The sequence below is a fragment of the Thalassotalea sp. LPB0316 genome (genome assembly GCF_014898095.1).
In the GTDB taxonomy this organism is placed as follows: domain Bacteria; phylum Pseudomonadota; class Gammaproteobacteria; order Enterobacterales; family Alteromonadaceae; genus Thalassotalea_G.
Map to the genome: position 1 here is coordinate 72,316 of NZ_CP062946.1, position 23,768 is coordinate 96,083.

20 protein-coding genes are annotated in these 23,768 nt (G+C 43.5%); 6 read left to right on the forward strand and 14 right to left on the reverse strand.

Annotated elements, in window-relative coordinates; translation table 11 throughout:
* Positions 1-414 precede the first annotated feature (414 nt).
* From LP316_RS00340 to LP316_RS00355, 4 genes are all read left to right on the forward strand, one after another.
* Positions 415-3,027 carry a TonB-dependent receptor gene (locus LP316_RS00340; protein WP_193022141.1) on the forward strand — a complete coding sequence of 871 codons (2,613 nt, stop codon included), beginning with the start codon at positions 415-417 and terminating at the stop codon, positions 3,025-3,027.
* Between the two features lie 140 nt (positions 3,028-3,167).
* A complete protein-coding gene (locus LP316_RS00345; protein WP_193022142.1) occupies positions 3,168-3,830 on the forward strand; it encodes a nitroreductase family protein in 663 nt (220 codons plus the stop codon).
* A gap of 62 nt (positions 3,831-3,892) precedes the next feature.
* Positions 3,893-4,795, forward strand: a complete 903-nt coding sequence (locus LP316_RS00350) for an alpha/beta fold hydrolase (protein WP_193022143.1) — start codon at positions 3,893-3,895, stop codon at positions 4,793-4,795.
* A gap of 219 nt (positions 4,796-5,014) precedes the next feature.
* Positions 5,015-5,749, forward strand: coding sequence for a PEP-CTERM sorting domain-containing protein (locus tag LP316_RS00355; RefSeq protein WP_193022144.1), 735 nt, complete (start codon positions 5,015-5,017; stop codon positions 5,747-5,749).
* Between the two features lie 107 nt (positions 5,750-5,856).
* Here the strand turns inward: LP316_RS00355 and LP316_RS00360 are convergent, their stop codons facing one another.
* From LP316_RS00360 to LP316_RS00420, 13 genes are all read right to left on the reverse strand, one after another.
* A complete protein-coding gene (locus LP316_RS00360; RefSeq protein ID WP_193022145.1) occupies positions 5,857-6,432 on the reverse strand; it encodes a hypothetical protein in 576 nt (191 codons plus the stop codon).
* 91 nt (positions 6,433-6,523) lie between these two features.
* On the reverse strand, positions 6,524-7,522 hold the full coding sequence (locus LP316_RS00365; RefSeq protein WP_193022146.1) for an NADP-dependent oxidoreductase: 999 nt from the start codon (positions 7,520-7,522) through the stop codon (positions 6,524-6,526).
* A 40-nt stretch (positions 7,523-7,562) separates the two neighbouring features.
* Positions 7,563-8,621 carry a patatin-like phospholipase family protein gene (locus tag LP316_RS00370; RefSeq protein WP_193022147.1) on the reverse strand — a complete coding sequence of 353 codons (1,059 nt, stop codon included), beginning with the start codon at positions 8,619-8,621 and terminating at the stop codon, positions 7,563-7,565.
* Positions 8,622-8,625: 4 nt separating this feature from the next.
* Positions 8,626-10,299, reverse strand: coding sequence for a long-chain-fatty-acid--CoA ligase FadD (gene fadD, locus LP316_RS00375; RefSeq protein ID WP_193022148.1), 1,674 nt, complete (start codon positions 10,297-10,299; stop codon positions 8,626-8,628).
* Between the two features lie 122 nt (positions 10,300-10,421).
* The gene (locus LP316_RS00380) at positions 10,422-11,327 is read right to left on the reverse strand and encodes an SDR family NAD(P)-dependent oxidoreductase (protein WP_193022149.1); all 906 of its coding nucleotides are present in this window, start codon (positions 11,325-11,327) and stop codon (positions 10,422-10,424) included.
* A 1-nt stretch (position 11,328) separates the two neighbouring features.
* Positions 11,329-11,796, reverse strand: a complete 468-nt coding sequence (locus tag LP316_RS00385; RefSeq protein ID WP_193022150.1) for a MaoC family dehydratase — start codon at positions 11,794-11,796, stop codon at positions 11,329-11,331.
* Positions 11,797-11,820: 24 nt separating this feature from the next.
* Complete coding sequence (locus LP316_RS00390; RefSeq protein WP_193022151.1) at positions 11,821-13,626, reverse strand: acyl-CoA dehydrogenase; 1,806 nt, start codon at positions 13,624-13,626, stop codon at positions 11,821-11,823.
* Between the two features lie 20 nt (positions 13,627-13,646).
* Entirely contained in the window at positions 13,647-14,408 is a 762-nt protein-coding gene (locus LP316_RS00395) for an SDR family NAD(P)-dependent oxidoreductase (RefSeq protein WP_193022152.1), read from the reverse strand.
* A 38-nt stretch (positions 14,409-14,446) separates the two neighbouring features.
* The gene (locus LP316_RS00400) at positions 14,447-15,484 is read right to left on the reverse strand and encodes a phosphotransferase family protein (protein WP_193022153.1); all 1,038 of its coding nucleotides are present in this window, start codon (positions 15,482-15,484) and stop codon (positions 14,447-14,449) included.
* A gap of 15 nt (positions 15,485-15,499) precedes the next feature.
* Positions 15,500-16,708 (reverse strand): acyl-CoA dehydrogenase family protein, encoded by a 1,209-nt coding sequence (locus tag LP316_RS00405; protein ID WP_193023763.1) that lies wholly within the window; start codon positions 16,706-16,708, stop codon positions 15,500-15,502.
* 34 nt (positions 16,709-16,742) lie between these two features.
* Entirely contained in the window at positions 16,743-17,849 is a 1,107-nt protein-coding gene (locus LP316_RS00410) for an NADH:flavin oxidoreductase (RefSeq protein WP_193022154.1), read from the reverse strand.
* Between the two features lie 34 nt (positions 17,850-17,883).
* Positions 17,884-18,654: an SDR family oxidoreductase gene (locus LP316_RS00415; protein WP_193022155.1), complete on the reverse strand. Its 771-nt coding sequence runs from the start codon at positions 18,652-18,654 to the stop codon at positions 17,884-17,886.
* A gap of 21 nt (positions 18,655-18,675) precedes the next feature.
* Positions 18,676-19,425 (reverse strand): histidine phosphatase family protein, encoded by a 750-nt coding sequence (locus LP316_RS00420; protein WP_193022156.1) that lies wholly within the window; start codon positions 19,423-19,425, stop codon positions 18,676-18,678.
* A gap of 84 nt (positions 19,426-19,509) precedes the next feature.
* On the opposite strand from LP316_RS00420, the gene LP316_RS00425 reads away from it, so the two are divergent.
* Both LP316_RS00425 and LP316_RS00430 read left to right on the forward strand, forming a co-directional pair.
* Complete coding sequence (locus LP316_RS00425; RefSeq protein ID WP_193022157.1) at positions 19,510-20,409, forward strand: LysR family transcriptional regulator; 900 nt, start codon at positions 19,510-19,512, stop codon at positions 20,407-20,409.
* Between the two features lie 95 nt (positions 20,410-20,504).
* On the forward strand, positions 20,505-21,920 hold the full coding sequence (locus LP316_RS00430) for a DUF4397 domain-containing protein (protein WP_193022158.1): 1,416 nt from the start codon (positions 20,505-20,507) through the stop codon (positions 21,918-21,920).
* A 67-nt stretch (positions 21,921-21,987) separates the two neighbouring features.
* Here LP316_RS00430 and glpK read toward each other — a convergent pair whose 3' ends face one another.
* A complete protein-coding gene (gene glpK, locus LP316_RS00435) occupies positions 21,988-23,475 on the reverse strand; it encodes a glycerol kinase GlpK (RefSeq protein ID WP_193022159.1) in 1,488 nt (495 codons plus the stop codon).
* Positions 23,476-23,768 lie beyond the last annotated feature (293 nt).

Genomic DNA, 23,768 nt, shown 5'->3' on the forward strand with positions numbered 1-23,768 from the left:
GATTTTCCAGCCACTAGACACCAGCTAAATACCAGGCAAGATATTCACAACATCTATTTTAAAAATAAACAACAGTGATACCAATTAGACTAAATGCTTTAATCACAGGTCTGACAAGGTGCAGCTTTACACTGTCAAGTTTCACAAAATATTAACACTACATTTTAGCGGTTTGTTTAGAGTTTCTACACTATTGAATTGTTTGACAAGCCCATTTTTCCTCGTCAAATTTAAAAATGCACAAATTATAATCAATAAAAAGTATAAGGCGTTTACGCCAAGTAAATTACCTAAAAATAATAAATGGGCAGTAATTGAGTTTTTCCGCGTAAGTATATGTCACGAAAAAAAGTCACGATAAAACGCGTCATGGAAAATTAATTAGATGTCGCCTGTACACGAGGGGAGAGCTCAATGAAGAATAACCAATCCTTTACGCCGAGCAAAATAGCACTAAGTGTTGCGGCGATCTTAAGTTTTAATTCTCTAGCAAGTTACGCACAAGAAACACCTAATGCGGATGAAGAAAAAGGTTTAGAAACCATTACTGTTACCGCCCAAAAAAGGATCCAAAACTTACAGGAAGTCCCAATTGCCGTATCAGCTTTTTCTGGTGATGAAATGTCTGAATCGGTCATAAAAGACGTATATGATTTACAAACCAGTGTCCCTGCCCTCGGTGCTTTTCAAAGCCAAAGCGCAACGAACTCAAGCTTTTCAATTCGCGGGGTCGGCACCTCTTCACAAAACTTTGGTTTGGAATCGTCAGTCGGTTTGTATGTTGATGGTGTCTATCGCGCTCGACAAAACTCGATGATTAATAATTTAGTTGATGTCGAGGCAGTTGAAGTTTTACGTGGTCCGCAAGGAACATTATTTGGTAAAAATACACCGTCAGGTGCAATTTTAGTGAGAACAATTAAACCGAGCCATGATGGTGAAGACGGTTTTGTTGAAGCAACTGTCGGTAACTATGGTTTAGTTAACTTTTCTGGTGCCACTTCAATTTCTGCGATTGAAGATCTACTGGCTTTTCGCATCACCGCGTTTGGCAGTCAACGCGATGGTATTGTTAATGATATTAACTTAGGCGACAACAAACTCAACGACAGAGATCGCTGGGGCACTCGATTACAGGCACTTTATACACCGTCGGATGCGCTAGAAATTCGCTTTATTGCTGATTATTCAGAAATAGATGAAATTTGTTGCGCCGCTCCCGTCCAATTAAGTAACTTACAAGCGAAGGAAATACCAGGTAAATTTGGTAGTGATGCTGTATTACCGGCATTAGGCGGTACCGTATTTGCTGGTGGTGATGCCTTTTACGATAGAGAAGTCGCGCTGTCATTTTTACCCATTTCAACGATGGAAGACAAAGGACTATCGATGGAAATCAATTATGAAATCGATAGCAATTACGCAATCACGGCCATTTCTGCCTGGCGCAGCTTTGAGTCGTTTGACGACACCGATACCGACTTCACCGATGCTAATTTATTTGGCACAAAAAACGATGCCAAACAAAGCTCGTTTTCACAGGAAATTCGCCTCGATTATACCAGTGCAAACTTGAACTATATTCTTGGTCTTTATTACTTCCAGCAAGATTTAGACTTAGATTACAGCTTATACACCGACACCTTGTTCAACCCATTCTTTATGTCAAACTTCCAAGGTGCGTTAGATCCTTTACTAGCCGGTATCGATGGTATTAGTGCTTTAACCGGTGGCCTTATCGCACCTTCTGCCGATGCTGCGCCATTTGGTACTGGCTTTGATCACATTGCCAAGCAAGATCATGAAAGCTATGCAGTTTTCGGGCAGTTTGATTACAAGCTAACTGATGCCTTAACCCTTACAGCGGGTATTCGCTACACCGATGAAACCAAGGACTTATCAACAATATTTAGTGAAAACTTGCCCGGTGGCACGCCTTTTCCAACCTTTTTCTCATCGATTGGTGACCCGAGTGCGCCAGTACCAGGTACCTTAATATACGGCGCGGGCTTAGCAGGTGCACTACTGACAGCGGTAGGTGCCGGACAAATGAGTCCGTTAGACCCTACATTTTTAGCAGCCATTCAGCCATTTCAAACTCCGGGCTGGGGCTTTCAAGCATTAGGGGCAACAACAGCTAGCCGACCAGATATCAACGAAACATTAGAAGATGACCAAGTCACTGGTACGGTGAAACTCAGTTATCAAGTCGATCGCGATACCATGGTTTACGCTTCATATGGCACGGGCTACAAATCTGGTGGTACTAATACCGACCGTATTAGAGAAGGTTTTGAACCCATTTTTGATGCCGAAACATCATCGTCATTTGAGGTGGGTTTCAAGAAAGACTTTATCGAGCAGAATTTACGTATCAATGCTGCAGCTCATTACACCACAGTTGATGATTTCCAAGCTAACACCTTTACAGGGAACGGCTTTAATTTACAAAACGCAGGTGACTACGAAATATCAGGTTTTGAAATAGAATCTGCTTGGTACCCAACCGATAGTATCGAGGTAAACTTTGCCTACGCCTACGTTAACGCTGAATACAAGAGCTTTGAACGGGGTAATTGTTGGGTAGCTTACACATGGCATACCGGTATAATTGATCCGGGGCAAGAAAGCACAGATCCAGCTAATCCGAACCCTTACTGTAACCGCTCGGGCGATAGACCTGCGGGCGAACCAGAAAATCAATTAATGTTAAAGCTTAAAAAAGAGTTTTACATGAGTGATACCATTTTCTCTTACGTGCAAGTTGATTACAGCTACACCGGCGATATGGTGCTTGATGGCAGTAATGATCCTTATGCGATACAAGATAGCTACAACTTAGTGAATTTGCGTTGGTTCATGAACTTTGAAGAGTACGATACTGATGTGATCTTATGGGGTCGTAACGTATTTGATGAGGAGTACATCAATCGCACTAACTTCAATACGCCATTACAAGAAGGTAAGTTAAATGCTTATGTGTCAGAGCCTGTCACTTACGGCATCACCTTTAAAAAGCGGTTTTAGTCAGTAAAATCATATAATTAAACCACTGGTTTAGTTATCGACTTCAGGCATACTAACTAACCTGAACTCAAGTTAAGCAAACTAAAAACAAGACAATAGCTTCTCCAAGCTATTGTCTTTTTAACTCAATGGGAATTTACATGTCATTACAACAACTCTTATCCGAGCGTTTTTCAACTCGTGCGTTTACCGAGCAAGCCGTTGAGCAAGCAACACTCGAATCTATCTTTGAGCACGCTCAGCTTTCTCCGTCAAACTGTAATGTTCAACCATGGCAAGTTTATGTTGTTTCAGGCGAGAAGAAAGAGCAACTAAAACAAGCTTTCATGAAAGCACTAATGAGTGGTGCAAAACCAAGCCCAGAATTTGATTGGACACCTCAATACCAAGGCGTTCATCGCGAACGTCAGTTTGGTTCGGCCAATGCCCTTTACACATCAATGGGCATTGCACGCGAAGATAAACAAGCGCGACAAATGGCGATGGTTCGAAACTGGCAATTTTTCGATGCGCCACATGTTGCCTTTTTCACCATGGAAAAATACCTCAATATAATGGGCGCGGTCGATTTAGGGATTTATGCCCAAACGCTATCATTACTAATGCAAGAGCAAGGCATTGCTAGCTGTATGCAAGGTGCGCTAGGACAGTTTCCTGAGCCCGTAAAAACTTTACTCAATATTCCAGAGGAGCGCGGTATCTTATTTGGTATGTCTTTTGGCTATGCAGCCAAAGATGCACCGGCAAATAGAACGAGAACCGAGAGAGAATCATTAGCTAACGCTGTCTCGTTTTTTGACTAAATCACAAGAAAAGTGGGCGCTTATTACGCGTTCGAATACAGGTAAATTGATTAAGGAAAAGCATGACTTTTACCCACCAACACGTACACATCGACGATGTTGATATTCACTTTGTTGAAGCAGGCGAACAACATCAACAAACAATGGTATTCTTGCATGGTTTTCCCGAAAGCTGGCACACCTGGCAAAAACAACTTGATTACTTTTCAACGCAATACCGTGTTATTGCGCCTGATTTACCCGGTTATAATCAAAGTGATAAGCCCAGTAATATCAATTTCTACCAAATTCCTAACCTGATCAGTTTTTTTGCTAAATTCATCAATGCTATTAACCGACAACGAGAAGTGATCCTAGTCGCTCACGATTGGGGGGGCGCGATCGCATGGCCATTAGTCGCATTCTATCCTCAGCTCTTTTCTCAATTAGTCATTTTGAATGCCGCCCATCCAAGTACCTTCACCCGGGAAATGATCAACAACCCTACTCAACAACTCAAAAGCGAGTATATCCATCAACTCATCGCTAAAAATGCAGTAAAAAAACTCAGCGCGAATAACTTCGAATTTTTATTCAACAAGATCCTTTCCAGTATGCAGTCAAACGCGTTAACCGATGACCTTAAAGCGCAATATTTAGCCGTTTGGCAACAAGATGGTGCGATAAACGGCATGCTCCAATATTATCGGGCAATGCCACAACTAGCGCCATCAAGTCAGCAACAAGTGGCTAATGGCGGACCTGTGATGTCGACTAAAGAAATGAATATTCCCAAAATTAATATTCAGCGCCCTACTCTAGTGCTCTGGGGCGTACAAGACCAAGCGTTTGTCCCAGAATGTGTAGATGGCTTGGATGCATATATCGACGAGCTAACCTTAGTTAAATTTGACCAAGCCTCTCATTGGCTTCATCACGAACAAAGTGATGCCGTTAATCAAGCAATCGAGAATTTTTTGTCTTAAGCCGTCACTACTGGTGCGTATTAAAATCACAACTTAAGAGACAAACCAATATACTAAGTTGTGATGTCATGATTTTTTACATTTTTAAAATCAAGCAAGCTATAGCGTTCTTAATACATTGTTTTTTATATGAATCATACTTTCGGTCTAGTTTATGCACAAGCATTCTAGCGGCAGATGACTGCGGCAAGACTAAGCGAGGTGATTATGATAAAGACAATGATTAAGAAAGCTTCAAAGTATTTAGCAACATGCTCATTGATGACGTTATTGTCATTTAATGCCAATGCAGGACTAATGGCTATTGGTGACGTTGATGCCATGAACACGGGTTTTAGACAAGATAATTTCAACTTATTAGATGCTGCCAGATTTGGTGGTGACAATATCGCTTGGCTCGATGGTGGCACTAACTATGTGTTTGATTCAAGACATACTAATTTGCAAAACCAGTGGAGCAATAACGGTATTTCAATCACCTATGACCAAACTAATGATATCAGTACCAGTCTCATTGATAGAGATCTTGTGATTGTTTCTTTGCGTTATTTTACCGATGCAGGTTTCTCACAACTGGGTAGAGACAAACTTGCTGACTATTTATCAGCAGGTGGCAATATGCTTTATGTCAGTCAACCCGGTGGCAATTATATTTCACATAATGACTTTCTAGCTGATATCGGATCTGCGATTAGGTACACGGGCTCATTTGTAGGCTCAGGAACTTTTAACGTACAAGCCGGTTCTAGCTACGATCCAGCAGGAAACTATCTATTTGAGTTAGGTGGCGTTAATGAGTTAACAGGTGGTACCGTATTGGTGTCTGATGGTTTAGGTAAAGCCGGCGTAGTTTGTGAAAACTGTAATAACATCCAAGTACCAGAGCCGAGCACGCTCAGCTTGTTTGCAATATTTATTTCTCTGTTAAGTTATAGAAAATTTAAAATGCAATAATATGTATGAAAACCACACTATGCCATTAGTGTGGTTTTTTATAGTTACCTTCTCTGCGTTTGTAAATTGCTTTTCTCTCATCTATTTAAAAGATAATTGATCAAACATTAGCGATCTATTTGATTTAATATCCCGATAAAAGCAAACATGGTCGCTACAGGAATTACCATACCGGCATCGTAAGTTAGGGTAACAGGCGTTGCGACAAGCTTACCTACTGTTGCGACACCTGACTCAGGCGTTTGCACTAGAACATAGTGGTCTTTAGTCAGTTTTTGCAACGGAATTTCCCCTTCCAATTGGTAAACTTTTCCTTGCAGTGCAACTTCTATCACCATGTTCTTGTATTTATTTTCAAAAAAGCCCATAGCTCTTAGCTTTTCTTTGTCGGGGTTGCCACGGGCAATTAACTGAAACTGACCGGTTACCTGATTATTTTCATCAATTTTAAAATCGGTGTAATACGGATCAAAAGCAGTATTGCGGCTTTCATTGATCACAGCGATAACTTGTTCAGTTGCATCAAAAATGTAGCTATATTTTTGACCTTCAACAATCAGCTTTTTATCTTGTTTTGCGCCGTAATAACCGAGAATTTTTTCTTCGAATGTTGGTGCTTGCCACATTTGCGTGGTACATGCACTCATCAATAATGTGAGAAATAAAGCGCCTAATCTAAACATGCTGTGTTCCTTAACGGTGAAATCCAATACAAAAGAAAAAGGTGCACAGTGCACCTTTTTTAACAATTATTCATGACTTGTAAGATTCTGTCTATAGCTTAACCATTAATTTACCTTGGTTACCGCCGGTAAAAAACATATTCAATCCACTGATCGCACTTTCTAAACCTTCTAACACATGCGCGCGATATTTAATTTTTCCGGCACTGACATAAGGCGTTAATTTAGCAAGTAACTCAGGAATATCACCAAAGTGATCGGGCATGGCAAAACCTTGAACCGTTAAGCGTTTTTTGATCATCGGGATCCAGTTCGGTCCTGGGCTTGGCACTGCTTTGGCGTAATCAGCAATCATGCCACAAACCACCACTCTGCCATGAGTATTCATCTTATTAAATACTAGATTTTGAATCTCACCACCGGTGTTCTCAAAATAGACATCAACGCCGTTAGGTGCCAAATCATCTAGCTTAGCGACTAAATCATCGGTCTTATAATTAATCGCGCCGTCAAAGCCTAATTCATTAACGATCCAATCGGCTTTTGCCTCGCTACCAACCACGCCAATCACATTCAAGCCATCCGCTTTAGCTAACTGCCCAACTATCGAACCAACCGAGCCTGCTGCGCCAGTAACGACGATAGTTTCACCGGCTTTAGGCTTGCCAATACCATATAAACCTTGCGTTGCAGTTAATCCCGGTAAGGCAAATACACTTAGCACCATTTCATCGGAAACACCCGGTGGTACTTTATTCATTCCTTTGCCATCAGTTAATAAGTATTCTTGCCAACCAAACATCCCCATGACGTGATCGCCTACCTTAAATCCAGGGTGTTTACTTTCAACCACTTCGCCAACACCTGAGCTGCGCATCACTTCACCTAGCGCGACAGGTGGAATATAACTATTGGTATCAGGGCTCATCCAGCCAAACATTGCAGGATCGAGCGACATATAGGTTTGCTTGATCAAAACCTGACCATCTTGTACTTGTGGCAAAGGCTTTTCTACCACGTCAAACAATTCAGGCCCGATTGGCCCCCCCGATGGTCGAGCAATTAAATTAATCGCCTTGTAGGTTGTCATATTCCCTCCCGTTATTTTTTATCAGTTAACTTTTTATCAATTAACCAAGCAATGCCTGCATCGGTTTAATTTTATTTAATGCTTGTTGCTCCACAAACTGATCAAAATCCTCTGCTAAGTATTCACTGGCAGCTAAAATATCTTGCCAATAGTTCAAGCGTTGCTGGGTTTCCATCTCAACAAAATCACTTCGGTCAGATATTTTTTGATAAGGCAAGGTCGCGACATACTTCGCCGATGGGCAAATCACCACGGTATTATCGTAGTGTTTTGAGCGCACTTTGCGCTTGAGGTTTTTGTCAAACCAGCCGGCTTTTAGCGTTGAACTAAAATGAGGATAAAGCGTTAGTCCTTGATTTTGAATGGCAAAATCAAAGTGGTAATCAATGATCCCGCCATCGCGATACATCCCCGGCTCACACTCTGGAATATCTTTAATGCCTTTCATTACCAAGGGAATGGCGCCAGAGGCAATTAACGCTTGCTTAATGTTGTTATGGTTTAACGCTTTGTTGATGGTCGTGAAACCGTCTTCATCAACTAGCTGTAAGTCACTACTTGCTTGGCTAAACACGTAGCGTTGATATTGTTTGGTCAAGCGCTTTCTATCAAGCGCATTATTGACAAAACTTTTAGATAAACCAGCGATTTGCTTAACTTTGTGCTCACTGGCCACTAAGCCTTGGCATTTGGCAACGAGAAAGTGTGCCCGAAAAATATCATTATTTATGATTTCATCGATGCCAGTCTCGCCAAATAAATCGTCGAGAATATCAATCACGCTTTGAGTGATTTCACTAGCATCAGGTTTTTCACTGTAGGTGGTTTCACTGTAGTGCTTGGCAAAGCGCTTGGTGGCCGCAACCGGATCTTTTTGGGCAAAACAAGCACTGCGAAAAGCGCCAGCACTCGAGCCAACAATATTAAGGGGCGCTGTTCTGCCATTAAAAAATTCGCCAAACAAATATTTGTCTAGGCCGAATAAGGTAAACCATTTGGGGCCTCCACTGGCCCCTAAAAAAGAGGTGAATAAGTCTGCACTAAAGCCGTTTTGTTCAATCGTTTTGCGAGCAGACTCACCCGCATATATCTCAAGCATTAAATTAACTTGCCTCTGCTAAATCTCTTAGCTCCTTACGCAGAATTTTACCGACATTACTCTTGGGTAAATCATCAGAAAACTCAATTAGTTTGGGAACTTTATAATTCGTTAAATGTTGACGACAATGGGCGATCACTGATTCAGCGGTGACACTGTCATTGTCCTTGACCAGATAGATCTTAATTTTCTCACCCGTCACCTCACACGGCACGCCGATAGCGGCGACTTCAACAACGCCGTCATGCATCATGATCACTTCTTCAACTTCGTTAGGGTACACATTAAAACCAGAGACAATAATCATGTCCTTTTTGCGATCTACAATACGCAAAAAGCCATTTTCATCCATGGTGGCAATATCGCCAGTAGCAAACCAACCATCGTTCATCACTTCAGCGGTTGCCTCTGGTCGATTGTAATAGCCTTGCATCACTTGTGGGCCTTTGACCCATAACTCACCCGGTTCACCTAGTGCCACGGTATTACCTTCATCGTCTACCAATTTGATATCGGTTGACGCCGCCGGCAGACCTATCGAGCCATTGAATTCGGTTTGATTATACGGTGAGCTCGACACCATAGGGCAACACTCTGTCAAGCCGTAGCCTTCGAGCATATGGTTACCCGTCACCGCTTTCCATTTGTTTGCGACGGCTTCTTGCACTGCCATACCGCCACCAAATGAAATTTTTAACTTGCTAAAGTCAAGTTTATCAAAGCCCGGTGTGTGTAATAAGCCATTAAATAAGGTATTAACACCTGTTATCGCGGTAATTTGATAGTTCGACAACTCTTTAACAAAGTTAGGTAAATCACGTGGATTAGTGATCAATAAGTTTTGGCCGCCATGGCAAATGTAACTCAGGCAGTTCGAGTTAAGTGCGAAGATATGATAGAGCGGTAAAGCCGTCACCATAAACTCTTTACCTACTTCAAAAATAGGGCTGGTCATCGCTTTCGATTGTTCAATATTGGCAACCATATTGCGATGCGAGAGCATTACGCCTTTCGACACACCAGTTGTGCCACCGGTATATTGCAAAAACGCGAGATCATCACCGTTAACATCAACCGCTTGAAAGTTCAGTTTTTCACCTTTTGCTAACGCATCGTTGAATTTAACTGCGTTAGGTAAGTGATATTTAGGTACCATCTTTTTGATATAGCGCACTACGCTATTGACCAATAAGCCTTTTAAGCCACCAAGTCGATCGCCTAGTGCGGTGAGGATCACGTGTTCAACATCGGTTTGCTCGATGACCTGCTCCAAAGTATGAGCAAAGTTTTCGATGATCAAAATCGCTTTAGCACCAGAGTCTTTAAGTTGGTGCTGTAATTCACGTGCCGTGTAGAGTGGATTGACATTAACAATCGTTAAACCCGCCATTAAACCGCCAAATAGCGCAATCGGGTACTGCAAAGTATTAGGCATCATGATGGCGAATTTATCGCCTTTTTTTAAGCTTAAATCTTGCTGTAGATATGCGGCAAAAGCCGTTGCTTGTTGATGAACTTCTTTATAGGTGAGGCTTTTACCCATATTGATAAAAGCTGTGTTATCAGCATATTGCGTTAAATACTTATTAATAATTTCAACTAAAGAGCTGTATTTTTCTGGATCAATCTCAAAAGGCACGCCCGGTGGGTAACTTTTCTCTAACCAAAACTTTTCCATCTAACTTTCCCCGCTTGTAAACGATTGTCTCGTTAATTTATTGTAATTGTTATTCGATTATTAACGTAACTGACTAGTGTCAAATTTACTATTGTTTTGCTTATATTTTTATTAACAGCAGACTACATTGCCGCCATTGCTTTCATGACAAACTTTTCTGATTGTTTAACGCCTGCCTCAAGCGCCGTATGATCATGAGTATCAGTTAACTGCTGCCAATGCTCGCGCACAGCCTCTGGTGTTTGCTCGGCAACAGATAAAAAGATCCCTTCGGTCTCAAACATTTGTGCGCTTGCATAACCACCAGCACCGGCACATAAAATTGTCCGATTTGGCGCATCGTCATCACACAAAGTAATCAAGCCAGCGGTAACAGCCTCTGGCGATAGTATTTTTGCCACTTGCTCAGGCATTAAATCTTCAGTCATCCTTGTGCCTGCTGTTGGCGCGAGTGAATTAACTTTAATATTGTGTTTTGCGCCTTCTAACACGAGCGTATTCATCAAGCCCACTAACGCCATTTTCGCTGCGCCGTAATTAGCCTGACCAAAGTTGCCATACATACCGCTTGATGAAGTGGTCATAACAATGCGGCCGTAATTTTGCTCCTTCATTAAATCCCACACTGCTTTGGTGCAATTAACACTGCCCATGAGATGAACGTCCATCACCAACTTAAAGTCATCTAATGACATTTTGCTAAATGATTTATCGCGTAAAATACCTGCGTTATTCACTAAAATATCGACTTTTCCCCAACGAGCAACTGCGCTATCGACCATATCTTGCACTTCGTCAAAATTAGCGACATTAGCGCCGTGACTTATCGCATCACCACCATTAGCTTTAATTACTGCGACAACTTCTTCACTGGCTTGTGATGATTGACCGCTGCCATCGCGCGCGCCACCTAAATCGTTTACTACCACTTTGGCGCCACGTGCTGCTAACTCAAGGGCATGAGAGCGGCCAAGGCCGTTACCAGCCCCTGTTACAATAGCGACTTTGTTATCAAATCTGATTGTCATGTTAATCTTCCTTTACCAGTTGAATCGAAATCCACTCAGCGATCAGCGCAGGTGTTTCGTTGCCTTCAATCTCAATGCTCACTTGGGTTTTAAAGCGAAATTGCCCGGGTTTAGTTTCTTCAATCGACAAGGTTGTCGCGTGGGCGCGAATTTTACTGTCGACGTTGACCGGCTGTAAAAACCGCACTTTATCGAACCCTGAATTTATTCCCATGTAAAAACCGTCAATGATCAAAGCAAACTCTTCGGCAAAATGTGACAGTAATGACAAAGACAAAAAGCCATGTGCGATGGTGCTGCCAAACGGCGTAGCCTTGGCTTTTTCAGGGTCAACGTGAATAAACTGATGATCTAAAGTGCAATCGGCAAACTGATCAATTTGAGCTTGATTAACTTGATGCCAGTTTGTCGGCGGCGCTTGGTAATCAATATACTGAGCGATATCGGCTTTATTAATTATTTTACTCATTATCACTTCCGTTATTATTTTTGTTTAAAACCACTGTGGATTCATTTCATACGTTGTCTCATCAAGCGAGTTTAGCGTTGCTGCCCACAAGTCAATTTGCGGTAATTCATAGCGGAAAAAATACTTTGTTGCTTGGAGTTTGCCGCGATAAAAAGCCTGCTCTTCTTGGTGTAACTCACTTGTGAGTGCTGCACTTGCTATGCTAGCTTGCTTTAACCATAACCAACCGATAATCACGTGACCAAACATCGATAAATACTGGACAGAATTCGCTAACACCAGGTCGATATTTTTCGTCGCCATCGATTGTAGCAAGTGCATCGTGGTGTTATTCAGGGTTACTAGCGCACTGCCCAATTGGTCGGCATATTCACTTACCGCTGGGGTTTGAATGGTTTGGTCGATGGTCTTTTCAATCTCAACGATCACCGCTCTGTAGCCAGCTTGTTTATCCATCACTAGTTTTCGGCCGAGCAAATCGAGTGATTGAATACCGGTTGTACCTTCGTGAATCGGGTTTAACCGGTTATCTCGATAAAACATTTCCACGGGATGCTCATTGATATAACCATGGCCACCAAGTACTTGGATCGCTAAATCGTTAGCTTTTGGCCCGTATTCTGACGGCCAGGTTTTAATAATTGGCGTGAGAAAATCGAGGAGCAAATGAGCGTGCGCTCGTTGCTCTGGGCTTGGCGCTGTTTTTTCATCATCGGCAAGTTGAGCGCCATACAGTACTAATGCCATTGCGCCTTCAGCATAAGCTTTTTGCGCTAATAGCATACGGCGAACATCAGCGTGCTCAATTATATTAACCATGGGCGAGAGCGGATCTTTAGACGATGGCAATCGGCCTTGCGGGCGATTTTTCGCGTAATCTAAAGCGTATTGATAACCTGCATTAGCAATAACAGCAGCGCCAGTGCCGACTAAAATACGCGCTTCATTCATCATGTGAAACATGTATTGAAGGCCTTTGTTTTCTTCACCAACTAAATAGCCAATAGCACCCTTGTGTTCGCCAAAGCTCAAGGCAGTTGAGGTATGGGCACGACCGCCCATTTTGTGAAATAACCCAGAGAGTGCAACTTCATTGTGCTCACCAATCGAGCCATCGTCGTTAACCAGATACTTAGGGACAACAAACAGCGAAATACCTTTAACGCCTTTAGGCGCGCCTTTTACTCGTGCGAGTACGAGGTGAACGATATTTTCCGTAAGGTTGTGATCACCGCCCGAAATAAAGATTTTACTGCCCGTGATGCGATAATTGCCGGCTTCATCTTTCACTGCAGAAGTCGCCAAGTCGGCTAGCCCTGAGCCGCAATCTGGCTCAGTCATTGCCATGGTGCCAGCGTATCGCCCTTCGCGCAGTGGCTTAACCCATTTTTCAATCAGCTCATCACTGCCATGAGCGGCTAATAAATTTGCATTGGCTGTGGTGAGCATGCTGTAACCTAAGGCATTGCCACCGGCAATTGATAGATAAGCCCCGGCGATACTCGCCACAATCGGAGGTAGTTGCATACCGTTATATTCGTAATCGGCGCAAGCAGACGGCAAGCCAGATTCGTTGACGGCATCAAAGGCTGGCTTCATTTCTTCAATTAGTGTGACTTTTTTGCCGTCAAAGGTCGGCTGAAAAACATCTAACTTTTGACGAATCGGTAAAAAGTATTTTTCAGCAATGGTTTTTGCCGTACTGATGACTTCAGAAAAGGTTTGTTTATCGTGATCTTGATAGCGCTCGCGTTGACATAAACTTTCGGTGTCAAACAGCTCATACAAATAAAAAGCTAAGTCGCGCTCGTTGAGCATAGGTGCAGACATGGCCCTCTCCTTGAAACGAATTAAATTGCCGAAACGCCGCCATCAACAGCGATACACTGGCCGGTTAAATAGGTATTACCCGGCGACAACATTAACAACATGGTGTTGACCACTTCTTGTGGCTCGGCTAGGCGGCCAATTGGCGCGCGTCGACCTAAGTTTTGCTGGAGCTCTTCATCGGCAATATTGGTTACCATAGGTGTTAAGGTAAAAAACGGGCAAATAGCGTTTACCCGAATATTTTTCTTGGCATATTCAACCGCGGCAGTTTTGGTTAAACCGATAACCGCATGCTTTGCTGCAGCATAAGCGCCAGCTAATGGCGCGCCGCCAAGGCCAGCCATCGAGCTGACATTTAAAATACTGCCACCACCGTGTTGTAACATCTGGCTAAGTTGGTATTTCATGCCTAGTTGAACGCCTTTGACATTAACGGCAAACTGCTGATCCATGACTGCTTCGTCAATCTCGTGAATCGTGCCAAAGTGATGGGCGATACCAGCGTTATTGACCGCAATATCTAACTTGCCAAACACTTCAACGGCTTTGTCGACCATCGCCTTACAATCGTCGGCTTTGGCAACATTACAACTCATTGCGTAAACCTGAGCGCCGGTTGCGGCAATTTCATCGCCAACAGCTTGTACTTGGTCAGCTTTAATATCGCCAATCACTAGCTTGGCACCGCGTTTCGCTAGCTCGATTGAAAGCAGCTTACCAAAACCTTGAGCTGCGCCTGTTACCAGCACGACCTTGTCGCTAAAATCTAACAATGAGTCCATCGTTCTTCCTTCCTAACCTGTTGTCTATATTTGTTATTTTATTTTTTGCTTTGCGCTATCACTTCTAGCGCCATTAACGCTAGCGGTTCAACAAAGGCACCGACTTTGGCGGCGTTACTATTTGAGGCATTGCCTTGTGAGGCCCGCTTTGCGACACCTTGAACAATCGCGGCTAACCTAAAAAAGCTAAACGCGAGATAGAATGTCCAGTTGTCGATTTTGTCGATGCCCATGCGTTGGCAGTACAAATCAACGTATGCTTGCTCACTGGGAATACCGAGGGATTCTCTATCAATGCCTTTTAAGCCATCAGGGCCGCCAAGCCCTTGTGGCATGCGCAATTGCATACATTGATAGGCTAAGTCGGCATAGGGGTGACCAAGCGTTGAGAGTTCCCAATCTAGGACGGCGATAATCTCGTGACTGGTTTTATCGAACATCATGTTATCGAGGCGAAAATCCCCGTGAACTAAACAAACTTTGCCGTCATCTTCTGGCAATGCTTGTTCTAAATAGCTAATTAGCTGCTCCATAGCATCGATAGTTTTGAGCTCTGATGCGCGATATTGGGTCAGCCAGCGGCTCAGTTGACGCTCAAAATAATTACCCGGTTTACCGTAATCTGCTAAACCAACTTTGTTGATATCGACTTGGTGCAGGGCAACTAAGGTTTGATTCATTTGATCGTAAATTTTACTGCGCACGGCATTGTCGTTGATATCTTTTAACGGTGCATCCCAATAGACGTTGCCATCACAGTATTCCATCAGATAAAACATCGACCCAATCACTTCTGGGTCTTCACACAGGTGATACACTTTAGCGACAGGCACTGGCGTATCGGCAAGCGCCGCTAACACGCGATATTCGCGATCCACCGCATGGGCTGATTTTAATAACTTACCCGGTGGCTGACGACGCAGCACATAAACACCTGAACTGGCGGTTAGCTTGTACGTTGGATTTGATTGGCCACCGGCAAATTTTTCTAAGGTGATAGGGCCACTAAAGCCCTCGATATGACGCGCTAAATAGTCAGTTAGCACATCGAGATTAATCTCTAGTTGTTTGCTCATAAGATCCTCTGCGCCTTACTCGAAGCGTTTTGCTAAATCGCGACCAAGTTGCATCATATGCACTTGATCAGGACCATCAGCCAATCGCAACGTGCGCTGGCCAGCATACATGTGGGCTAAGAAGGTATCTTGCGAAACACCAACCGCGCCGTGCATTTGGATCGCTCTATCTAGCACATCGAGCGCCATATTAGGGGCAACGATTTTGATCATCGCGATCAACTCTTTCGCCGCTTTATTGCCATCGGTATCCATTTTTTGCGCGGCTTTTAAGGTCATTAATCGCGCTTGCTCGATTTGGCAGGCAGAGATTGCGATATCTTCGCGCACCGATTGTTGCTTGATCATCGGGCGGCCAAAAACCACGCGTTCATTAACGCGTTTGCACATCATATCTAAAGCGCGCTGCGCAGCGCCGATCGAGCGCATACAATGATGGATCCGGCCTGGGCCTAAGCGCCCTTGCGCAATTTCAAAGCCGCGACCTTCACCTAAAATAATGTTATCTACTGGTACGCGAACATTGTCGAAAACGATTTCCGCGTGACCCTCTGGTGCATCTTGATAGCCAAACACCGTCATTGGCCGGATCACTTTGACTCCCGGCGTGTTCATTGGCACGAGGATTTGCGATTGTTGAATATAACGATTGGCGTTATTTGGGTCGGTTTTCCCCATCACGATCATGATTTCACATTGTTTGCGACAGGCACCACTGATGTAAAACTTGCGACCATTGATCACGTATTCATCGCCATCGCGTTCAATGCGAGTTTCAATATTGGTGGCATCGCTTGAGGCAACTTCTGGCTCGGTCATGGCAAATGCTGAGCGAATTTCACCGGCTAATAACGGCTCTAGCCATTGTTTTTTCTGAGCGTCATTGCCGTATTTTGCCAATACTTCCATATTGCCGGTATCCGGTGCCGCACAGTTAAAAACTTCTGGCGCCCAAAACACTTTGCCCATCTCTTCAGCTAACGGGGCGTATTCTAAATTAGTTAAACCGGCACTGTACTCGCCATAGCTCACCGGTAAAAACAAATTCCACAAACCTTGGGCTTTGGCTTTTGCTTTTAGCGTTTCCATCAAAGGTGGTGTCGACCAAGGATCTTGTTCAACTTGCTCGTGCATTAACGCTTCATTTGGGTAAACGTGTTCATCCATAAACGCTTTAACTTGCGTTAATAGTGCCTTTACCTTATCGCTATATTCAAAATTCATCATCTCGCCCCTTATCCATTCACTGTGATTGATATTAGCTCAAGCTACCGAGTGCCTTCTTATTAAACGGTAAGATATCGTCGAGTTGATTATCTTTAATTTTGTTAACCCACTGCGGATCGACCAGTAATGCACGGCCAATGGCAACTAAATCAAACTCTTCTTTTTCAATGCGCTCAATTAAGCCATCGATTCCCGTAGGGTTAGAGGTGCCACCAAGATCTGTCATGCCTTCACCGATAAAGTCGGTATCTAAGCCAACACTGCCAACGGTGATCACTGGTTTATTGGTGAGTTTTTTCGTCCATCCAGCAAGGTTAAGATCTGAGCCTTCAAATTCAGGCACCCAGAAACGACGAGTACTGGCGTGGAAAATATCAACGCCGGCATCAGATAAAATCGTTAAAAAGCGTGCTAACTCTTCAGGTGTGTTGGCTAATCGCGCATCGTAATCTTGCTGTTTCCATTGTGAAAAACGCAAAATAATCGGGAAGTCGTCACCGACTTTTGCGCGGATCGCTTGAATAATTTCAACGGCGAATTGGCAACGTTTTTCAAGGCTACCACCGTATTTGTCATCGCGTTGGTTAGTGCCTTCCCAGAAGAATTGATCGACTAAATAGCCATGGGCACCGTGTACTTCAACACCGTCAAAGCCAACATTTTTTGCATCTAGCGCTGCTTGGGCAAACGCCTCAACGACCTCGTCAATATCGGCTTGGCTCATCGCTACGCCATTTTCAGCGCCCGGCTTGTATAAACCTGACGGACTATAGGCTGGTGCTTCTTTATTAGGCCCTGTGCCTGGTTTTCTAACCGCACCAACGTGCCATAACTGAGGAACAATTTTCCCGCCAGCGGCATGTACTTCATCAACTACGTGCTTCCAACCTGCCATTGCTTTTTCACCGTAAATATTCGGCACGCGATCATAACCGTGGGCACCAGCGTGATTAATACAAGTACCTTCGGTAATAATTAGGCCTACATTGCCTTCGGCGCGGCGACGATAATACGCAGCAACATCTGGCGTTGGGATATTATCTGGCGAAAACGTACGCGTCATTGGCGCCATTACCGTGCGGTTTTTCAGGCTTAAATTTCCTAAGGTGACGCTTTCAAATAGTTTATTTGTCTTCATTGTTTTTCCTTTAAATTTTTATCTGTTGGGCGACTTAACCTAATAGGTAACCACCATCAACGTTAATGCAGCTTCCTGTGGTATAAGAAGCTGCATCAGAAACGAGGTACAAGACAGTGCCAGCCATTTCTTCAGGCTGTGCAACACGACGCATTGGTACATGGGCCATGGCTTGCTCTAATATTTTTGGATTTTTCACTAAAGCGGCGGCAAATTTAGTATCGGTTGCGCCCGGTAACAGTGCGTTAACTCGGATATTAAATTGCGCGCATTCTTTGGCAAATGCTTTAGTCATCGAAATAACTGCGGCTTTGGTAATTGAGTAAATCCCTTGTAAGTCACCGGGGATAACACCATTAACTGACGCGACGTTAACAATCGAGCCACCGCCTTGCGCTTTCATTAACTGGCCACCGAGCTTAGACATAAAGAAATAGCCGCGAATATTTACATCTACGGTTTTCTGATACGCCAATAAATCTGTTTCTAAAATATGACCAAAATACGGGTTAGCGGCTGCGTTATTAACGAGAATGTCTAACCGACCATAATCTTGCTCAATACGAGTAAACAAAGCTTGAATTTCGTCCATTTCCCCTATGTGACAAGGTATCGCTGTTGCTTTGCCGCCTTCGGCTGTAATTTGATCGACCACGGCTTGGCAACCTTCGAGCTTGCGGCTTGAAACCAAGACATGCGCACCGCTTTTGGCCAAAGTTTTGGCAATGTGCTCGCCAATGCCGCGACTTGCTCCGGTCACTAAGGCAATTTTTCCCGTTAAATCAAATAGCGCTTGGTTACTCATAAAATCCTCTCTGGCTCGGTCTTACCGAAAGCTAATAAGTTCAGCATCGTGCTGAGTTAAGTGACTATAATTGTTATAAAAATCGACACTAATTCGCTGTTCATCAAACAGTAACTTAGTGACGGAGGTATTGCGTAATTGCTGATTTAGGGCAAAGCCTTGCGCGCGATTTAGCCCCAAAACATGACTTAAAATCACGGTAATTGGCCCTGCAGAGGTAAATACCGCAATTTCTTGCGCAGCGTTACCGGTTGTTTGTTTTAGGTGATTTTGTTGTTTGATCAAATCATTAAGTGCTTGAACACAGCGGCGCTTAAAGCTCGGCCACGATTCTTTATATTGGTCGTCGTATTCACCTGATAACCAGCGCTCAACAGCTTGTTCAAAGGCATCGGCAAGTGCTTTTTTAGGCTCGTCAAATTGATCAAAATGGGCGGTCATATCATTAAATCGTCGCCATTTAGGTTGGTACTTGATCAGGATATCTTGGTGATCAAACTCATTAAAACCACTGTGACTGATGCAATGAGGTAACGCTTGGTTAAGCCCATGATAAAAGTGTTGTTTGGTTTGCTCGTGCCTCAGTAAACTACCGGTATAACAAAAAGTGGGGACTTGCTGACGCGACCAACTTTGGCCTAGAACAAACGCTTGTTGCTGACCTTTTTCAGACAATAGATCGTAATCGGCTTGGCCGAATGATGCTTGTCCGTGTCTAATTAAATAAAGTGCTGCCATCAACAATAAATATGGGTAAAAAATATCTTGCAATCATCCTATTATCGTCATACAAATTTAACAAATGAATAATCTGCATAACCAACTATTCATTATACGAATAGTTAAACAACCATTATGAAAATTGATTTAAATTTATTTCGAGTATTTGAAGCGATCTATTGTGAAGGCAATATTTCAAAAGCAGCAGCGGCGTTGAATCTCTCTCAACCAGCGGTGAGTCATTCATTAGCGAAGCTTCGCAGCCATTATGATGATCAATTATTTGTCCGCCAAGGTAATGAGATGCGACCAACCGCGTTGACTAAAAAAGTGATTATTGAAGTGCGAGATGCGCTACAAAAGCTTGAGATATCGTTAGTGCAATCACGGGCATTTGAACCAGCATCATCGAAAAAGCAATGCGCGATATCTCTGCACAGTTCACTTGAAGCTTATTATTTACCGCCTTTAATAAAACAACTCAGTGTTGAGGCGCCGTTATTATCGCTGGCAACGAACCGAACTAAACGCAGTGAACTAGAGCTGAAATTAGCCAGCGGCGATCTCGATATGGCGATTGATATTTTACTGCCAGTTAGCGATAACATTCTTCATACCCAGCTCGAATCAGATCAGTTGGTGGTGATCGCCCGTAAAAACCATCCAATATTGCAAAGCGCATTAACCTTAGAAGATTATTTATCAATCAGCCATATTTTGGTGTCATCTCGTACCTCAGGCCCCGGTATTGAAGATTTTGAACTTGGCCGTTTGGGACTGCAGCGCAAAATATCATTGAGATGTCAGCACTTACTATCGGCCTGCCGCGTTGTTGTCCATAGCGATTTGATTTTGACCCTGCCGCGCAATGCCGCAAAGCTCTATCAAAAGGTTTTTGATATTGCGATTTTTGAATTACCGGTGTCATTACCCGCGATTGATGTTCACCTATATTGGCATCGAAATGTTGATAAAGATCCCGCCAATCAATGGCTGCGCAATAAAATGATTTTATCAACGACTGAAGGGAGTTAACCACACAGCATCAGAAAGTGATTAAAAAATGATCCCTTCATTGAATTACCCGCGTAATGAGCTTTGCAAATCTAACAATACAACAAGGTAAAACAATGAATAGGATCATTAAGAGTATAGTACCAATGGCGATGGCTGCTGTCATCATGGGATGTGGATCAGACAATGACGATGTTCGCGATATCGTTGTACCCGAACCACCAGTGCCTGAATTAGGCACATCATATGTCCGTGTTATTCACGGTTCAGCAGATGCGCCCCTCGTTAATATTAAAGCCGGCGATGACATTATCGAAGGGCTTGGCGGTGTCGATTATGGTGTTGGCTCTGGCTTTTTAGAGCTGCCTGAGGGCACTTATCCATTGAGCGTTGAGGGGATTTTACCTGACGATAGCACAATTCCCGTTCTTGATTTAGGTGATGTCGCTTTGTCTCCTGATGTCGAATATACCGTGATAGCGCATGGTTATGTGATGGAAGATGACGACACGTCGAATGATTTAGCTGCCGCTGTCATCACTAATGATAAAACAGATGTTGGCGAAGGTAATATTCGCGTACAAGTATTACACGCTGCCCCAAATGCACCAACTGTAGACTTGCACGTAACCGGTGCGACAGATGAATTAACCACTGCGTTAGCGACCTTAGCTTATGGTGATGCGACTGACCAAGTAGAAGTCCCTGCGGGTGTTTATCGCGTGCGTTTAGTGATCCCTGCTGGTATGGCAGGAGAAGGCACCGTAGCCTATGACGTTGTTTTACCTGACCTAGCTGCGGGTGCCGACCTCTTCGTTGCAGCCGTTCCCAATACTGAAGTGATGACATCACCCGTAAAATTATTGGTAAACGACGGTATGGGTACATCAACCATCTACGACGATAGAACGACTGCGCAAGTGCGTGTGATCCACGCGGCAGCAGATGTACCAAATGTTGATATTTTCGTTGACGATACCAAAGTTGATTCACTTTCTAACGCGCCATTTGGGGGTGTGACTGGCTACGCTGCATTACCAGAAGGCACTTACACTGTCGATGCGCGGTTAACTTCTGATAACTCAGTAACCGGCATTACAGATGACTTAATGGTAATGAACAACAATAAGTACACGGTTAACGCAGTAGGTACACTGGATGCCATGGACAGTGCCGATCTTGAGTATTACGTGCTAACCGATAATGTTCGTGCCGTAGCGACTGAAAGCAAAGTACGTATAACGCATGCTCACCCAAGTGTTGGCAACGTCGATATTTACGTAACGGCTGACGGTATGATTGACGATGTTGAGCCAGCATTTAGCGATGTGCCATTTAAAGCAACGACTGATTTTGTCACGCTAAGCCCAGGTGAATACAACGTAAAAGTAACCGCAACGGGCACTAAAACAGTGGCTATTGATACTGGCATGCTAGATTTAATGGGTGGCAAAGTGTACTCAGCAACTGCCGTTGATGCGCCAATGGCAACGCCTGCTAATTTAATATTGTCAGATGACTTTATTGAATAAGTCCTAAACCCTAGCGCAATATCAAAAGGAGAGCTTGGGCTCTCCTTTTCAATTTAACTCCCAGTAATTACGTCTGCTCCGTCCGAATTCTTTCAACCGCATCAAGCCAACTGTGATAACGCTTATTCGCATCTGCTTGTGAAATTTGCGGTGAAAACGCCGCTTTGGCTTGCCATAAACTTTGGATATGTGAAAGCGATTGAAAAACGCCAGCTTGTAAACCAGCTAAAAACGCAACACCGAGTGCGGTAGTTTCGGCAGATACAGGTTGGGTAACCTCAACTTGTAGGCAATTGGCTAGGTATTGTAACAACCACTGATTATTGGTCATGCCACCGTCTACTTTTAACGATTTAATATCGATGCCATCTTTTTCCATCGCCATCAGTAAGTCTTTGGTTTGAAAGCAAACAGATTGCAATGCCGCATTGACTATTTCTTTAATACCCGTATCTCGGGTGATACCTAAAATTGCGCCACGAGCATCGGCATCCCAATACGGTGCACCTAAGCCAGTGAAGGCAGGAATAAGTGTTAATCCATGATCTTGATTTGCCTCCATAGCCAAGCGCTCCGAGTCGCTAGCTTTAGAAATTAATTCTAAACCATCTCTAAGCCACTGAATAACCGCACCAGCAACAAAGATACTGCCTTCAAGTGCATAAGTAACTTGGCCATTGATGCGATATGCAACCGTCGATAACAGTTTATTATTAGATTTGAGCGCTTTATCACCCGTATTGACCATGACAAAGCACCCTGTGCCATAGGTACTTTTCACGCTACCTGTTTCAAAACAGGCTTGGCCAAAAAGCGCTGCCTGTTGATCGCCAGCGATGCCTTGTATTGGAATATCAAAGCCAAAGTGTTGCTCAGATGTACAACCAAAATCCGCGGCACTGTCTAATACTTGAGGTAGCATACTGGCGGGAATATCAAATAACTCGAGCAGCTCTTGATCCCAAGCTTGTTGATGAATATTAAACAACATAGTGCGCGATGCATTGGTGGCGTCGGTATAATGAGACTTTCCTTGGGTTAACTGCCACAAGATAAATGAATCAACCGTACCAAAGGCAAGTTGCCCCGCTTCAGCTTTTGCTCTTGCACCATCAACGTTATCTAATAGCCATTTTAGCTTGGTTGCCGAAAAATAGGGGTCGATCACTAATCCTGTTTTTTGCTGGATAGTTTCGGCCCAGCCTTGCTCAACGAGTTGCTGGCAATAGCTACTCGTGCGCCTGTCTTGCCAAACAATGGCGTTATAAATCGGCTTATGGGTGGTTTTATCCCAAACGATCGTAGTTTCTCGCTGATTTGTAATACCCAGTGATTTAATTTGGCCGGCTTGAATATGCTGTTTAGCGAGCAATTTACGGCAAGTTGATAACACTGAAGCGATAATTTCCTCTGGCGTGTGCTCGACCCAACCATTGTCAGGATAATATTGCGGGAACTCTTGCTGTTCACTATCAACGACATTGCCCAAGCAATCAAATAACATCGCCCTTGAGCTCGTAGTGCCTTGATCTATCGCTAAAATATAAGATTTCATTGGTATCAACCTAAATTTTTATTCTTGTACATTGGCTAAACTATCACGGTTTATTGTATCGTTCTGTATTTTCAAACAACTTGGCTAGCATAATAGCCTTCAACAAAAACATCACGACTAACACTTAACGAATGTTTAACCTTATGGCAATATAGAGCGTCGATAAACAGTGACTTTATCTATGCCTAGAGATGTTTCCTACCGCAAGATTTCATAAGCTATTGAATTTATGAACTTCCGAATCAATATCTGCTTGCTACTAAGTTGTTAAAGCATGACTTTTTAAAACAATT

Excerpts from the sequence above, each read along its gene's own strand:
- LP316_RS00340 (WP_193022141.1), top strand. The coding sequence starts at position 415 with ATGAAGAATAACCAATCCTTTACGCCGAGCAAAATAGCACTAAGTGTT.
- LP316_RS00345 (WP_193022142.1), top strand. The coding sequence starts at position 3,168 with ATGTCATTACAACAACTCTTATCCGAGCGTTTTTCAACTCGTGCGTTT.
- LP316_RS00350 (WP_193022143.1), top strand. The coding sequence starts at position 3,893 with ATGACTTTTACCCACCAACACGTACACATCGACGATGTTGATATTCAC.
- LP316_RS00355 (WP_193022144.1), top strand. The coding sequence starts at position 5,015 with ATGATTAAGAAAGCTTCAAAGTATTTAGCAACATGCTCATTGATGACG.
- LP316_RS00360 (WP_193022145.1), bottom strand. The coding sequence starts at position 6,432 with ATGTTTAGATTAGGCGCTTTATTTCTCACATTATTGATGAGTGCATGT.
- LP316_RS00365 (WP_193022146.1), bottom strand. The coding sequence starts at position 7,522 with ATGACAACCTACAAGGCGATTAATTTAATTGCTCGACCATCGGGGGGG.
- LP316_RS00370 (WP_193022147.1), bottom strand. The coding sequence starts at position 8,621 with ATGCTTGAGATATATGCGGGTGAGTCTGCTCGCAAAACGATTGAACAA.
- fadD (WP_193022148.1), bottom strand. The coding sequence starts at position 10,299 with ATGGAAAAGTTTTGGTTAGAGAAAAGTTACCCACCGGGCGTGCCTTTT.
- LP316_RS00380 (WP_193022149.1), bottom strand. The coding sequence starts at position 11,327 with ATGACAATCAGATTTGATAACAAAGTCGCTATTGTAACAGGGGCTGGT.
- LP316_RS00385 (WP_193022150.1), bottom strand. The coding sequence starts at position 11,796 with ATGAGTAAAATAATTAATAAAGCCGATATCGCTCAGTATATTGATTAC.
- LP316_RS00390 (WP_193022151.1), bottom strand. The coding sequence starts at position 13,626 with ATGTCTGCACCTATGCTCAACGAGCGCGACTTAGCTTTTTATTTGTAT.
- LP316_RS00395 (WP_193022152.1), bottom strand. The coding sequence starts at position 14,408 with ATGGACTCATTGTTAGATTTTAGCGACAAGGTCGTGCTGGTAACAGGC.
- LP316_RS00400 (WP_193022153.1), bottom strand. The coding sequence starts at position 15,484 with ATGAGCAAACAACTAGAGATTAATCTCGATGTGCTAACTGACTATTTA.
- LP316_RS00405 (WP_193023763.1), bottom strand. The coding sequence starts at position 16,708 with ATGAATTTTGAATATAGCGATAAGGTAAAGGCACTATTAACGCAAGTT.
- LP316_RS00410 (WP_193022154.1), bottom strand. The coding sequence starts at position 17,849 with ATGAAGACAAATAAACTATTTGAAAGCGTCACCTTAGGAAATTTAAGC.
- LP316_RS00415 (WP_193022155.1), bottom strand. The coding sequence starts at position 18,654 with ATGAGTAACCAAGCGCTATTTGATTTAACGGGAAAAATTGCCTTAGTG.
- LP316_RS00425 (WP_193022157.1), top strand. The coding sequence starts at position 19,510 with ATGAAAATTGATTTAAATTTATTTCGAGTATTTGAAGCGATCTATTGT.
- LP316_RS00430 (WP_193022158.1), top strand. The coding sequence starts at position 20,505 with ATGAATAGGATCATTAAGAGTATAGTACCAATGGCGATGGCTGCTGTC.
- glpK (WP_193022159.1), bottom strand. The coding sequence starts at position 23,475 with ATGAAATCTTATATTTTAGCGATAGATCAAGGCACTACGAGCTCAAGG.